16 protein-coding genes are annotated in these 13435 nt (G+C 44.4%); 11 read left to right on the forward strand and 5 right to left on the reverse strand.

Going from position 1 to position 13435, the window contains the following annotated elements; translation table 11 throughout:
• Positions 1-34 precede the first annotated feature (34 nt).
• Positions 35-1330: a dihydrolipoamide acetyltransferase family protein gene (locus ACINLD_RS03350; RefSeq protein ID WP_026586814.1), complete on the forward strand. Its 1296-nt coding sequence runs from the start codon at positions 35-37 to the stop codon at positions 1328-1330.
• Between the two features lie 4 nt (positions 1331-1334).
• Positions 1335-2747 carry a dihydrolipoyl dehydrogenase gene (lpdA, locus tag ACINLD_RS03355; RefSeq protein ID WP_026586815.1) on the forward strand — a complete coding sequence of 471 codons (1413 nt, stop codon included), beginning with the start codon at positions 1335-1337 and terminating at the stop codon, positions 2745-2747.
• A 91-nt stretch (positions 2748-2838) separates the two neighbouring features.
• Here lpdA and ACINLD_RS03360 read toward each other — a convergent pair whose 3' ends face one another.
• Entirely contained in the window at positions 2839-3069 is a 231-nt protein-coding gene (locus ACINLD_RS03360) for a hypothetical protein (protein ID WP_236251229.1), read from the reverse strand.
• A gap of 561 nt (positions 3070-3630) precedes the next feature.
• Here ACINLD_RS03360 and ACINLD_RS03365 point away from each other — a divergent pair.
• The gene (locus ACINLD_RS03365) at positions 3631-3750 is read left to right on the forward strand and encodes a GapA-binding peptide SR1P (RefSeq protein WP_077736891.1); all 120 of its coding nucleotides are present in this window, start codon (positions 3631-3633) and stop codon (positions 3748-3750) included.
• 43 nt (positions 3751-3793) lie between these two features.
• On the opposite strand, the gene ACINLD_RS03370 is transcribed toward ACINLD_RS03365, so the two are convergent.
• Entirely contained in the window at positions 3794-5266 is a 1473-nt protein-coding gene (locus tag ACINLD_RS03370) for an aminotransferase class I/II-fold pyridoxal phosphate-dependent enzyme (protein WP_026586817.1), read from the reverse strand.
• Positions 5267-5496: 230 nt separating this feature from the next.
• On the opposite strand from ACINLD_RS03370, the gene ACINLD_RS03375 reads away from it, so the two are divergent.
• Positions 5497-5769 (forward strand): UPF0223 family protein, encoded by a 273-nt coding sequence (locus tag ACINLD_RS03375; RefSeq protein ID WP_026586818.1) that lies wholly within the window; start codon positions 5497-5499, stop codon positions 5767-5769.
• A gap of 25 nt (positions 5770-5794) precedes the next feature.
• Here the strand turns inward: ACINLD_RS03375 and ACINLD_RS03380 are convergent, their stop codons facing one another.
• A complete protein-coding gene (locus ACINLD_RS03380) occupies positions 5795-6436 on the reverse strand; it encodes a YktB family protein (RefSeq protein ID WP_026586819.1) in 642 nt (213 codons plus the stop codon).
• A gap of 245 nt (positions 6437-6681) precedes the next feature.
• Here ACINLD_RS03380 and ACINLD_RS03385 point away from each other — a divergent pair, with 245 nt between their 5' ends.
• From ACINLD_RS03385 to ACINLD_RS03400, 4 genes are all read left to right on the forward strand, one after another.
• The gene (locus ACINLD_RS03385) at positions 6682-6870 is read left to right on the forward strand and encodes a hypothetical protein (protein WP_026586820.1); all 189 of its coding nucleotides are present in this window, start codon (positions 6682-6684) and stop codon (positions 6868-6870) included.
• A gap of 135 nt (positions 6871-7005) precedes the next feature.
• Positions 7006-7800, forward strand: coding sequence for an inositol monophosphatase family protein (locus tag ACINLD_RS03390; protein ID WP_026586821.1), 795 nt, complete (start codon positions 7006-7008; stop codon positions 7798-7800).
• A complete protein-coding gene (locus tag ACINLD_RS03395) occupies positions 7793-8257 on the forward strand; it encodes a GNAT family N-acetyltransferase (RefSeq protein ID WP_077736890.1) in 465 nt (154 codons plus the stop codon). Before ACINLD_RS03390 ends, ACINLD_RS03395 begins: the two co-directional genes overlap by 8 nt.
• A 206-nt stretch (positions 8258-8463) precedes the next feature.
• Entirely contained in the window at positions 8464-8679 is a 216-nt protein-coding gene (locus tag ACINLD_RS03400; RefSeq protein WP_077736889.1) for a hypothetical protein, read from the forward strand.
• Between the two features lie 713 nt (positions 8680-9392).
• Here ACINLD_RS03400 and ACINLD_RS03405 read toward each other — a convergent pair.
• Entirely contained in the window at positions 9393-9929 is a 537-nt protein-coding gene (locus ACINLD_RS03405) for an ROK family protein (protein ID WP_077736888.1), read from the reverse strand.
• On the opposite strand from ACINLD_RS03405, the gene ACINLD_RS03410 reads away from it, so the two are divergent.
• A complete protein-coding gene (locus tag ACINLD_RS03410) occupies positions 9865-10419 on the forward strand; it encodes an MFS transporter (protein WP_277692907.1) in 555 nt (184 codons plus the stop codon). The genes ACINLD_RS03405 and ACINLD_RS03410 overlap by 65 nt on opposite strands.
• A 439-nt stretch (positions 10420-10858) precedes the next feature.
• On the opposite strand, the gene ACINLD_RS03415 is transcribed toward ACINLD_RS03410, so the two are convergent.
• Entirely contained in the window at positions 10859-11044 is a 186-nt protein-coding gene (locus tag ACINLD_RS03415; protein WP_026586825.1) for a YlaF family protein, read from the reverse strand.
• 157 nt (positions 11045-11201) lie between these two features.
• Between ACINLD_RS03415 and typA the strand changes: the two genes are divergently transcribed.
• Positions 11202-13040 (forward strand): translational GTPase TypA, encoded by a 1839-nt coding sequence (gene typA / locus ACINLD_RS03420; RefSeq protein WP_026586826.1) that lies wholly within the window; start codon positions 11202-11204, stop codon positions 13038-13040.
• Between the two features lie 56 nt (positions 13041-13096).
• Positions 13097-13414: a YlaH-like family protein gene (locus ACINLD_RS03425; RefSeq protein ID WP_026586827.1), complete on the forward strand. Its 318-nt coding sequence runs from the start codon at positions 13097-13099 to the stop codon at positions 13412-13414.
• Positions 13415-13435: the final 21 nt, after the last annotated feature.

Genomic DNA, 13435 nt, shown 5'->3' on the forward strand with positions numbered 1-13435 from the left:
ACAACTACGTAAATATCTTAGGAGGTCGAAAACTGTGGCATTTGAATTTAAACTTCCGGATATCGGGGAAGGAATCCACGAGGGCGAAATCGTAAAATGGTTCGTCAAGCCAAACGATGAGGTAAACGAAGATGACGTTTTGGCAGAGGTGCAAAACGATAAAGCTGTTGTAGAAATTCCTTCACCTGTTAAGGGAAAAGTATTAGAATTAAAAGTTGAAGAGGGAACAGTCGCAACCGTCGGGCAGACAATCATTACATTTGATGCACCAGGGTACGAAGATCTTCAATTTAAAGGTAGCGACGAATCATCAGAAGCTAAAACTGAAGAGGCTAAAGCAGAAGAAGCTGAAGCACCTGCACAAGAAACAGCAGCCAAGCAGGATGATGCAGACGCAGATCCGAATAAACGCGTCATCGCAATGCCTTCCGTTCGCAAATATGCTCGTGAAAAAGGCGTTGATATCGCGAAGGTTGCCGGTTCCGGCAAAAACGGACGGGTTCTCAAAGAAGATATCGACAGCTTCTTAAACGGAGGTGCAGCAGTAGAAGCTCCAGCTGCTCAAGCTGAAGAGAAAGCAGAACCTGCTCAACAGCCGCAAGCTGCAGTACAAGTTCCGGAAGGCGAGTTCCCTGAAACACGCGAAAAAATGAGCGGAATCCGCAAAGCCATCGCAAAAGCTATGGTGAATTCCAAACATACCGCTCCACACGTTACACTAATGGATGAAGTCGATGTAACAAACCTTGTCGCACACCGCAAGCAGTTTAAACAAGTTGCGGCTGACCAAGGCATTAAGCTGACTTACCTGCCTTACGTGGTAAAAGCTTTAACATCAGCTCTGAAAAAATATCCTGTACTTAACACATCAATCGACGATAATACAGATGAAGTGATTCAGAAGCACTACTACAACATCGGTATTGCAGCAGACACCGACAAAGGACTGCTTGTGCCGGTTGTTAAAAATGCGGACCGCAAAGCTGTGTTTGAGATTTCCAATGAAATCAACGAACTTGCGACAAAAGCGCGCGAAGGCAAGCTTGCTCCTGCTGAAATGAAAGGCGCTTCTTGCACAATCACCAACATCGGTTCTGCCGGCGGCCAATGGTTCACACCGGTTATCAACCATCCTGAGGTTGCGATCCTTGGAATCGGCCGTATCGCTGAAAAAGCGATTGTGCGCGACGGCGAAATTGTCGCTGCACCTGTTCTGGCTCTTTCTCTAAGCTTTGACCACCGTATGATCGACGGGGCAACTGCACAAAACGCGTTGAATCACATCAAGCGTTTACTGAACGATCCACAACTAATTTTAATGGAGGCGTAATGTCATGGTAGTAGGAGATTTCCCTATTGAAACAGATACTCTCGTCATTGGTGCGGGTCCTGGCGGCTATGTAGCTGCCATCCGCGCCGCTCAGCTTGGACAAAAAGTAACCATCGTTGAAAAAGGCAATCTTGGAGGCGTATGTCTGAATGTCGGATGTATCCCTTCAAAAGCGCTGATCAATGCAGGCCACCGTTATGAGAATGCAAAGCATTCTGAAGATATGGGGATCACGGCTGAAAACGTAACAGTAGACTTTACAAAAGTTCAAGAATGGAAAGCCTCTGTTGTGAAAAAGCTTACCGGCGGTGTTGAAGGCCTTCTGAAAGGCAACAAAGTCGATATCGTAAAAGGTGAAGCATATTTCGTAGACAGCAATTCTGTTCGCGTGATGGATGAGAATTCAGCTCAAACCTACACATTCAAAAATGCGATCATTGCAACGGGTTCACGTCCTATTGAATTGCCAAACTTTAAATATAGCGACCGCGTCTTGAATTCAACCGGTGCATTGGCGCTGAAAGAAATTCCTAAAAAGCTCGTTGTCATCGGAGGCGGCTACATCGGTACAGAGCTTGGAACAGCCTATGCCAACTTCGGTACAGAAGTGGTTGTTCTTGAAGGCGGAGACGAAATCCTCCCAGGCTTTGAGAAGCAAATGAGCTCTCTTGTCAAACGCAACCTTAAGAAAAAAGGCAATGTTGAGATCCATACAAATGCGATGGCAAAAGGCGTCGAAGAAAAAGCAGACGGCGTAAGCGTGACGTTTGAAGTCAAAGGTGAAGAGAAAACCGTTGATGCTGACTACGTACTTGTAACGGTCGGACGCGTGCCGAACACAGATGAGCTTGGTCTTGAGCAAGTCGGCATTGAAATGACAGACCGCGGCATCATCAAAACAGACAAACAATGCCGTTCAAACGTTTCCAACATTTATGCAATCGGCGATATCATCGAAGGACCGCCGCTTGCCCACAAAGCATCTTATGAAGGCAAAATTGCTGCTGAAGCGATTGCCGGAGAAGCTGCGGAAATCGATTATCTCGGAATTCCAGCAGTTGTCTTCTCTGAGCCTGAGCTGGCATCAGTCGGCTACACTGAAGCACAGGCTAAAGAAGAAGGCCTTGAAGTGACAGCTGCCAAATTCCCATTTGCAGCTAACGGACGTGCGCTGTCATTAAATGAAACTGACGGTTTCCTTAAACTTGTGACACGCAAAGAAGACGGACTTGTCATCGGTGCGCAGATCGCCGGTGCCAGCGCTTCTGATATGATTTCTGAGCTGAGCTTGGCAATCGAAGCAGGAATGACTGCAGAAGACATTGCGATGACGATCCATGCTCACCCGACATTGGGAGAAATCACAATGGAAGCTGCGGAAGTAGCTATTGGAATGCCGATTCACGTCGTAAAATAAGCAGCAAAAAATCCCCCGTTAAACGGGGGATTTTTGTTTGAAGAAGATGTACCGCCGGAGGCCGGAGATTCCCTGAAACAGAACAGCGCTTTTATGGTTTTAATTGCTCCTTAAGAAGCTTGACGATTTTTTCCTTATCTTTGATTTTTCCTTCAATTTTAACTAGTACTTTTTTATCATTGACAAGCAGCAAACATGGAAATATATGAACGTCCTTTTTCCACTTTCCCTTCTCCTCTAAAATTTCCATATTTGCAACCTGCTTGGGATATTCTTTTTTTAAATCCATCAGTGCATCATAATAAGCAATTTCACGATCCATATGCTCATCGTCGGAAAAAAAGATCAGTTTAACGTGAGGCTGTTCGTCACTTTGATGTTCGTCTTCAGTGTCTTGGGAAAACGAACATCCGCTCATGAAACATAAGAAACAAATGGCGGTGAAAATAGCTCGAAACAACATGACGTTTCTTCACCTCTCTATAAAATGCAAGCCGATTTTCCTGGTTCTGTTATTTCCATTCATTAGTAAACAATTCCTATTTTATCATTGATCCTCTAAAAAATGATCACTTGTTACCCATTTGTTACATAAATGAAAACTCTTGTTTTTTCTTGATCCGTACACAGATGAGGTTTGCTTATAGGAATAAAGACTTACTCGTCAAATCGGCTGAAAATTGCTCTCCTAAAAGAAAATGTGTTGAATACACTTGATTGAGGGAAGGAGCGATTTTCCTGTCTGCCCGTTTTTTGAAAAATGAGCAAAATAATATAAATGTGTTATACAATTTACCGTTGACAACGACAATGTGACATCATATTATAAAAGTAACCAAAGAGATAAACCGCTTCCATTTTGAAACGAAAAGGGGAATGAAAAATGGGCACGATCGTTTGTCAGGACTGTAATGAGCCGATTCAGCATTTTGAAGATGAGAAAGTGACGATCCTTTACGGTACGTGTGGAAAGTGCAACTGCCATTTGGAAGAGAAGGAGTAGAAAAAAAGCATGCGGCTTTTAAACGGCCGCATGCTTTTCATTTTTAAAGGATGGCTTGCTGTTCTTTGATGACGCGAATCATGTGCAGTGTGTCATCTTCCGGCCCCTGAACGGGCAGGCCCGCTTCAAGGTTCTTTTCAATGTAGTTGATATTGTCTTCTGTAATAATTTCTCCCGGAATGAAAATCGGAATCCCCGGCGGATATACCATGACAAACTCGGCGATAATCCTTCCGGCCGCTTTTTTGAACGGTACGACTTCCGTGTTGGCGTAAAACGCATCACGGGGTGTCATGGCGAGCGCCGGTATATTCGGCAGCAGCACCTCCGGTGTACGTTTACTTTCTTGAGATGAAACCGCCTGATGAACGATATCGGTCAGCGCTTGAACGAGTACGTCTGCGTCTTCTTTGCGGTCTCCCGGCGTAAAAATGCAAAGGATGTTGTATAAATCGGAAAGTTCGACTTCAATATGATACGACTCGCGCAGCCACTTTTCCACATCGTGTCCCGTCAAACCAAGATTTTTGACAGAAATAATCAGCTTTGTCGGATCATAATCATAAGCTGCCTTAGTGCCGAGAATATCCCTGCCCACACAAAAGATGCCTTTGATGCCGTTGATGCGCTTCCTTGTTTCTTCGGCCAGCTTGATCGTCTGTTCAATTAATTCGTGCCCTTCCGTCGCCAAACGCTTTCTGGCGACATCGAGGGAAGCGAGAAGTAAGTAGGATGTTGATGTTGTCGTCATCATGCTTAAAATCGATTGAACCCTCTCTTTTGATACAAGTCCTTCTCTGATATTCAGCACTGAGCTTTGTGTAAGCGAACCTCCGAGTTTATGGACGCTCGTTGCCGCCATATCGGCCCCCGCCTGCATGGCTGATAGGGGGAGCTTTTCATGGAAATGGATATGAACACCGTGTGCTTCATCAACGAGCACAGGGACGTCAAATGAATGGGCGAGCTCTACGATGCTTTTTAAATCGGCAGCAATACCGAAGTAAGTCGGATTGATGACGAGAAGACCTTTGGCATCCGGATGCTCCTCGAGCGCTTTTTTCGCGGATTCGGGCGTAATGCCGTGTGAGATCCCCAGTTCATCATCGATTTCCGGATGAATGAAAATGGGAACGGCTCCTGAAAAGACGATCGCGGACATCACCGATTTATGGACGTTCCTCGGTACGATAATTTTGTCTCCAGGCCCGCAGACAGCCATGACCATCGTCATGATGGCGCCGCTTGTTCCTTGGACGGAAAAAAACGTATAATCGGCTCCGAACGCTTCGGCAGCCAGGTCTTGCGCCTCTTTGATGATTCCTTTTGGAGCATGCAGATCATCAAGCGGCTCAATATTGATCAAATCTATGCTTAGAGCGTTTTCTCCGATAAAGCTTCTGAATTCAGGGTCCATCCCGGATCCTTTTTTATGGCCGGGAATATGGAATTGAATCGGATTTCGGGCGGCGTGCTTCTTTAATCCTGTGTATAGGGGTGTTTCCTGCTGCAACAATTAATTTCCCACCTTCATTAAAATGCCTGTTAATGTCTATTGTTTATCAAAATTCGTCGGGTTATTTTTCAGTTTTTCCTTGATGGCATAAAACAAATGAATTATATTATGATCTTGAAAGAATGTAAAGTACAATTTATGATCTTTCCCGCCCGGGGATAGACGAAAAAAAGAAAACGAATACTAAACAAAAAGCCGTCTGATGGCGAACGTACAAGGAGATGAGTCAAATGGAAGGATATCAATATCCGATGAATGAAGACTGGACGACAGAGGAAGCGATAGATGTCATTTCGTTTTTTCAAACGGTTGAACTGGCATATGAGAAAGGCATTGAACGCGATGTATTATTGAGCGCATACCGGCGCTTTAAAGAAATTGTTCCGGGAAAGGCGGAAGAAAAAAAGCTGTGCAGCCAGTTTGAAGAAGCGAGTCATTATTCTCCGTATCAAGTCGTAAAAAAAGCGAAAGAACAAGCGGAGGATCAGAAAATTAAAATGTAAAAAGGGAATACCTCCGCATCCCTTTTTAAACCGATTCTCCTGCTTTTTGCGTCAGCCTGTAAAGAAAAGCAAGCTTTTCAAAAGAAGCTTCAATTTCTGATAGAAATTCATCTTCACTCATTTGCAGCACCTGATCTTTGGAAAGCTGAATTCCACAGAGCGCTTCGGCTTTTTTGACATTGACCAGCCTGTCAAACAGCTGTTTTAGGTCTTCGTCTGTCATATCAGACGCTTTGCGCGCTTCCGGCTTCGTATGATCCGGCGACCAGACAAAGCTGTTAGGAATCCGGTTCTTGATGTCATCCAGATGTTCTTTAAAAAGCCGTCCGTAGTCCGTTTTGAGCGGAGACTCATAAATCAGTGCAAACCAGACGAAAACATGGGTCTTCCATAAGCCGATTTGGAAATGGGGCAGCTTTTTATAGCCCCGCTTATTGTTTGCAAAAGCGACCCAGCTGTCATCTGGCGGATTGACTGAACGGCGCGCATGCTTTGCAACATGAACGAACATTTCATCACCTGTCAGAGCGGACAGAGCAGGCGCAAAATGATCTCCAAGCCCCTGAAGCTTGGGGCGTACCGTCTCTTTCAGAACCTCCATCCGCGCATCTAAACCTTCTATTGTAAATGTATTAAAATCTTCTTCAGTAAAACGCAGATTGTTCATGTTTTTCCTCCTTGATCCGATCAGTAATGATATTTTATCACAGTTGCTTTTTTAAACAAAAAAATACGTTTCAACATAAGGTTTTTCGGGAATCGTTAGGTAAACACACAATTTTGCGAATGATGTTACGAATGGTTTAGCGATTCATACGATATGAATAAGAAAATTAATATAAATGCCGCGGGGAGCTATGACCAGAAGGATGTCTCCTAAAAATCAATTTTCTCTGGAAGGAGCGTAGGCAAATGAAACCAATCGTGAAGCAGGGGATGAAGGAAGAAAAGGACAATCGGGCCGCTGTCTGGAGGCTTGAGGTTGATTATGAATTGGCGACGCTTTTTGAAGCTATGGAACAAAACGATGAAACCCAAATTGAGCTGAGTAAACGCAAGCTGGAACGCTTAAGAAAAGAATGGATCAGATTACATGGTTGAAACCATAATAAAAACGAACCGTCAGTCAGGTTCGTTTTTATCTGAGCGTCCTGGGCTTTTTTTCTTGATTTTCCCCGTTTAAAATCAGTATGCTATGAATAAATCAATAGGTATACATAGAAAAGAGGTTGTGTGATGACGAACTGGAAGGAAATCGACCGCCTGGCGAAAAGCTGGGTGAAAGAAGCAGGCGAGAAAATCAAACAGTCGATGAAAGAAAAGATGACGATTGAAACAAAATCAAATCCTAATGACCTTGTGACAAACATTGATAAAGAGACAGAGCGTTTTTTTATTGACAAAATCCAATCGGTATTTCCTGATCATCGTATACTCGGCGAAGAAGGCCAGGGAGACAAGCTCACGTCATTGGACGGGATCGTCTGGATCATCGATCCGATCGACGGAACCATGAATTTTATTCACCAAAAACGTAATTTTGCGATTTCGATCGGTATTTTTGAAAACGGGAAAGGCAAAATCGGCCTGATTTATGATGTGACACATGATGAGCTGTACCATGCGTTCCAAGGCGAGGGCGCTTATATGAATGATACAAAGCTTGGCAAGATGAAAGACGTGCCGCTTGAGGAAGCGATTCTTGCGATCAATGCGACTTGGATCACAGAAAACAGACGGATTGATCCAAGCGTTTTATCTCCGCTCGTTAAACGTGTCAGAGGGACGCGCTCATACGGATCAGCGGCGCTAGAGCTCGCTTATGTGGCGGCTGGAAGAATGGATGCCTATGTGACGATGAGACTTGCCCCTTGGGATTATGCTGCCGGCTGCGTCCTGCTTGATGAAGTGGGGGGAACATATACAACGCTTGACGGAAAACCGATCAACTTTCTCGAAAACAACAGCATCATCGCCGGCAACCCGGTCTGTCACCAAACGATTTTCAAAGACTATCTGCCGCATGCATAGCAGGCCGTTTTCCCCCGCCGATGCGGCGTTTTTTGAAGAGGTGATTGAAGAAAGTCCGGAATGGGCCGAAGAAGAGCTGAACGGACAAAGCGTTGAACAATATATGCGCTCCTATCAGATGTACAGCGGACACTGGCTCATTTGGGAAGAGGGCAGCCGCCCGGCGGCTGTCAGCTTCCACCTCGACTGGGCGCCTTCCAATGGCAAACCGTGGCTTGGAACATTGCTGGTTCATCCCGATTTCCGCCAAAAAGGCCGGGCCAAAGAAGTGATTGAAGCAATTGGAGAACACTTGTATGAAAAGGGACATAAAGCGCTTTTTGCCGCTGTGCCTTATGAGAGGGACGGATGGCTGAACATGCTGGCTCGTACAGGATTTGAACAATTGAAAGCAGAACAAGATGAGAAGGGGGAACAATATCTGATTATGGTTTTACCCCTAGCTCCTGGGAAATGATACGAAAGAGGGGGCTGTCCAGAAAGTCAGCTTTTGCTGACTTTCTAATAGCCTTTTTATTTTTTGAAAAAATACAAAAAAATCGTCCTTTTAGTAAAATGGAGTTGCCAGAACACATTTACGAAATAACACGCAAATGACACTTCTGCCAGACATAAAGGAAAAATAGAAGTCTAAAAGACAATTGGCTCCTACGTTCAAACCTTATGACAATCGGTCAAATTCAAGCGATTTATGACCTTGAACAACTCATTCCAGAACATCATGTGGCACGTGTGGTAGACGAAATGGTCGAAGCTGTTCCAGATGAGCAACTGTTTTCTCATCATACTGGTGGAGGCCGAAGTTCCTTTCATCCGAAAATGATGCTTAAATTTGGTTATTTCCAAAAAGTCTATTCTTGCCGAGGTATTGAGAAATAACAAAAGAAAACATCCCTGCTATATGGTTGGCTGCCCTGCAACAACCTGATTTTCGCACAATCAATGAATTCCGTGGTGTACCAATGAAGGCACTCATGAATGCGTTATTTGAAGCGATGATGTTAAAACTGATCGAACAAAAATAAGTGACAATGGAAAACTGCTTTTTAGATGGTACCAAAATCGAAGCCAATGCCAACAAGTATTCTTTCGTATGGAAAAAGTCTACTGCGACATGGGAAGCAAAGTTAAAAGAAAGGATTCAGGAAGCCTTTCAGCACATTCATGAACTCACACAATTAGAATCTGGACAGAAGAAAAAGCACAACATCTAGAGACTTAAGAAAACCTGGAGACAGTGGAGTCAAATCGAAGAAAAAGTAGATCGATTAACAGACAAAATAGATGAGGAAACAGACACAAAGATTCGCAAAGAGAAGCGCCAAGAACGCAGTCAATGGAAGAAATCTTTGAAGCTGATTCGAGAAAATTATAGAAACAAAACAGTATATTTGCCGATAGGAACAGCTATTCCAAAACAGCCCATGATGCCGCTTTATGCGAATGAAAGAAGATCATACGAAAAACGGCCAACTAAAATCTGGATATAATGTGCAAATGAGGACGGAAAATCAAGTTCATCAACGACATACGGACACACGTTGTTTTATACCGGTTTTATAATGGTGTCAGTCACAAATACGAACAGCTTCCTATGGTAAGTTCTCTTCAGTGAAATAATCCAGTATCATACATCCCGCTCCCTGTGCTACGATATTGTAAGCTGCGGTTGACTTAACAATCTGAACATGATTATTTGGAAAGTGTATGAGTCGCTTTTGTGCTGTTTCAGAGGCTACTTCATAAAAAAGAGGTTTTGGAACTAAGGTTCCTCCACATATCACAATATCTGGGCGCAAAAGGAAAATCAAATTACTAAGACCGATACCAAAAAAATAAGCTGCTTCCTTAACGACTTCCAGACAAAGAGGGTCTTCTTTCTCTATTCCATTTAAAATATGGTGAAAATCTATATCTTCTACATCATGAATTTTATCTTCAAGTAAAGAAACATGACCACGCTTCATTCGTCGGACTACTTCATCACGAATAGCTGGCAAACTGCTATACGCTTGTAGACAACCATGCAGATCGCGCTGGATAAAAGCAAATAGATTATACGGGATTTGCCACTTTTTTGGAGCTGTCGCATTATTTGTAGCTGCACAGATTTCAGATCCTATCATCATGTTTTGGGTTATGCTTTTTAATGCAATCGTTTATATGCCAACAATTGCTTTATCTAATGTCATTTCTTACGTTTCTTTAGAAAAAACAGGGCTCGATACAGTAAAAGACTTCCCGCCTGTTCGTGTTTTTGGAACAGTCGGTTTTATTCTTGCAATGTGGACGATTAGTTTTTTGAAGCTTGAATTGAGCAACATTCAGTTATATGTTGCTTCTGGTGCTTCACTTTTACTTGCGCTGTATTCATTGACACTCCAAGATTGTCCGACATCGAAAGCGAAGAAGGATAAGTCGCTTGTTAGTCTTTTAGGCATTGATGCTTTCGTCCTATTTAAACAAAAGAATATGGCTATCTTTTTCCTTTTTGCGATGCTGTTAGGAGCTGCACTCCAGATTACTAATACTTTTGGGAATCCATTTCTACATGATTTTGCATTGGATCCTCATTATAAGGATAGTCTTGTTGTTAAATATCCAGCTGTCCCATCATGATTCACGATGACGGTAATGTAGTGAAGGAGACAGGGGATGATGAAGAACAAAAGTTTAGGAAGACATACTATCGGCGGCTGATCCTCACCGGGGCTGCACTGTTTGGCGGCGGGTACTTTCTGATGCTTTTCATTTATCTTTTCCTTCTTTAAAAAAACTGGCGGCTTGGCCGCCGGTTTTTTAATCTGATTTCAAGTTCTGAGGCCGCGCTTCTCCCTCCGAATTTTTTGCTGCAGTTTAATGATAACGAGAGAAAATTCGAGAAAAAATAGGGGAAAGGAAGAGTGATACCATGATCCGATAGTGCTTGCCGGGCCGGCTGGGCAAAAAGATAAAAACGGGCTACCGTTTGTTCTAATCATTTTATCATCAGGCTAAAAAATGGTCGGTTTTTCGTCAGGAAAAAAGCTCCTTTAGCCGTAAAGGAGCTTCGCGTTTACTAAAGTACGCCTTTTTCGCGCATTCGTTTTTTGAGGGTGAATCCGGTTCCCATGATAACAATGAGAATCGCAAAGGCGAGCCCGACCCCGAGCAGGCTTTTTTCGGCGATGGCCACTCCGACCATCATGATGCTGATAACCGCGGCTAATGCGAGCAATAAGAACATCCATTTGATTTGTTTCATTCGTCTGACATCCCCTTTTTCAGTCTACTGTTAGTTTACAGAAAAACGCCGGGAAGATAAAGGGCTTTCACAGCTTGAAATGCGGAAACAAATTGAAATAACTTCATTCCTCAGTTATAATATGAAAGATTATCTAAATTTTTTAGGAGATGAAAACGTGAAACTTCGAGAAGATCTTCGCAATATCGCTATTATCGCCCACGTTGACCATGGAAAAACGACGCTTGTGGATCAGCTTCTCCATCAGGCCGGTACATTCCGTGCCAATGAAAATGTGGCGGAACGCGCCATGGATTCCAACGATTTGGAAAGAGAGCGCGGCATTACGATTTTAGCGAAAAACACAGCGATTAACTATAAAGATACACGCATTAATATTTTGGATACTCCAGGACACGCAGATTTTGGCGGTGAAGTAGAGCGGATCATGAAGATGGTTGACGGCGTTCTGCTTGTCGTTGACGCCTATGAAGGCTGCATGCCGCAGACGCGGTTTGTATTGAAAAAAGCGCTTGAGCAAAATTTGACGCCGATCGTTGTCGTCAATAAGATCGACCGCGATTTCGCCCGTCCCGAAGAAGTCGTCGATGAAGTGCTCGATCTTTTCATTGAGCTTGATGCAAATGAAGAACAGCTGGAATTCCCGGTGGTCTATGCTTCAGCGATCAATGGCACGGCATCAGCGGATCCAAAGCAGCAGGATGAAAATATGGAGGCTTTATTTGAAGCGATCGTCAACCATATCCCAAGTCCTGTCGACAACCGTGAAGAGCCGCTTCAGTTCCAGGTGGCACTGCTTGATTACAACGACTATGTCGGACGTATCGGGATCGGCCGCGTATTCAGGGGAACGATGCAGGTCGGACAGCAAGTAGCTTTAATGAAGCTAGACGGCTCCGCCAAACCGTTCCGCGTCACAAAAATCTTCGGCTTCCAAGGATTGAAAAGAGTCGAGATTGAAGAAGCAAAAGCAGGGGATCTCGTCGCGGTGTCCGGAATGGAAGACATCAATGTCGGCGAAACGGTCTGTCCGATCGATCATCAGGAAGCGCTCCCTGTGCTTCGTATTGATGAGCCGACGCTTCAGATGACATTTGCCGTGAATAACAGCCCGTTTGCAGGACGCGAAGGCAAATATGTGACGGCAAGAAAGATCGAAGAACGTCTTGAACAGCAGCTGCAGACCGATGTGAGTCTGCGGGTCGACCCGACGCCGTCTCCGGATGCTTGGATCGTTTCAGGGCGCGGTGAGCTTCATTTGTCGATTTTAATTGAAAACATGCGCCGCGAGGGCTTTGAATTACAAGTGTCAAAACCTGAAGTCATCATCAAAGAAATCGACGGTGTCCGCTGTGAACCTGTCGAGCGTGTTCAAATCGATGTGCCTGAGGAGCATACTGGATCTGTCATGGAATCGATGGGTGCGCGCAAAGGCGAGATGATCGACATGATCAACAGCGGAAACGGGCAAGTCCGCTTGATTTTCAATGTACCTTCTCGCGGTTTAATCGGCTACTCAACAGAGTTTCTTTCCCTTACACGCGGATTCGGTATTTTGAATCACACGTTTGACAGCTATCAGCCGGTTGAGCCTGGGCAAGTCGGCGGCCGCCGTCAAGGGGTCCTCGTCTCAATGGATACAGGAAAAGCTTCAGCTTACGGTATTCAAGGCGTTGAGGAACGAGGCGTCATTTTTGTTGAGCCGGGGACAGAAGTGTATGAAGGCATGATCGTCGGCGAACACAACCGCGAAAACGATCTTGTCGTCAACATCAACAAAATGAAGCAGCAAACAAACGTCCGTTCAGCGACAAAAGATCAAACGGTCAGCATGAAAAAACCGCGCATCATGTCGCTTGAAGAGTCGCTTGAATACTTGAACGAAGATGAATATTGCGAAGTAACGCCTGAATCGATCAGGCTGAGAAAGAAAATTCTTGATAAAAACGAACGCGAAAAAGCAGCGAAAAAGAAGAAGTTGGCAGGATTGTCGTAAAGTTTGCAGAACTTAAAAAAGAGCAACCCAACTAGATAAAGGGGAGGGGGATCTTTTTGCCTGATGTAAGTGAACGGCTTTCATTTTTTGCCGCTCTTTATAAAGTGGATCAGCATCCCGAAGCGGGAATGTGGTGGCTTTATGCCACCATCTTGCTTCTGTCTGCCATCGTTTTTAAACTGGGGTTTGCCAAACGGCTGCCGATGTTAAAAAGTGCGATTATTTATTTCTTTCTCGCTTTGGGATGTACATTTCTGACGTTTTTCGGGGTGTTTCTGCCGGTCGGGGAAGGGTTGATCGTCGCGGTCCTTATTTTGACGATCTACAAGATCCGGCTGCACCGCTCTAAAAAAGGACAGGAGACCGGAACATAATCGGTTCGGTACGTAAAAAGA

The sequence above is a fragment of the Bacillus sp. z60-11 genome (genome assembly GCF_046464135.1).
In the GTDB taxonomy this organism is placed as follows: Bacteria; Bacillota; Bacilli; order Bacillales; family Bacillaceae; genus Bacillus; species Bacillus sonorensis_A.

Bases quoted from the DNA above. Each gene is read 5' to 3' on its own strand.
- lpdA (WP_026586815.1), top strand. From the start codon at position 1,335: ATGGTAGTAGGAGATTTCCCTATTGAAACAGATACTCTCGTCATTGGT.
- ACINLD_RS03360 (WP_236251229.1), bottom strand. From the start codon at position 3,069: ATGGATCGTGAAATTGCTTATTATGATGCACTGATGGATTTAAAAAAA.
- ACINLD_RS03365 (WP_077736891.1), top strand. From the start codon at position 3,631: ATGGGCACGATCGTTTGTCAGGACTGTAATGAGCCGATTCAGCATTTT.
- ACINLD_RS03375 (WP_026586818.1), top strand. From the start codon at position 5,497: ATGGAAGGATATCAATATCCGATGAATGAAGACTGGACGACAGAGGAA.
- ACINLD_RS03380 (WP_026586819.1), bottom strand. From the start codon at position 6,436: ATGAACAATCTGCGTTTTACTGAAGAAGATTTTAATACATTTACAATA.
- ACINLD_RS03385 (WP_026586820.1), top strand. From the start codon at position 6,682: ATGAAACCAATCGTGAAGCAGGGGATGAAGGAAGAAAAGGACAATCGG.
- ACINLD_RS03390 (WP_026586821.1), top strand. From the start codon at position 7,006: ATGACGAACTGGAAGGAAATCGACCGCCTGGCGAAAAGCTGGGTGAAA.
- ACINLD_RS03395 (WP_077736890.1), top strand. From the start codon at position 7,793: ATGCATAGCAGGCCGTTTTCCCCCGCCGATGCGGCGTTTTTTGAAGAG.
- ACINLD_RS03400 (WP_077736889.1), top strand. From the start codon at position 8,464: ATGACAATCGGTCAAATTCAAGCGATTTATGACCTTGAACAACTCATT.
- ACINLD_RS03405 (WP_077736888.1), bottom strand. From the start codon at position 9,929: ATGATGATAGGATCTGAAATCTGTGCAGCTACAAATAATGCGACAGCT.
- ACINLD_RS03415 (WP_026586825.1), bottom strand. From the start codon at position 11,044: ATGAAACAAATCAAATGGATGTTCTTATTGCTCGCATTAGCCGCGGTT.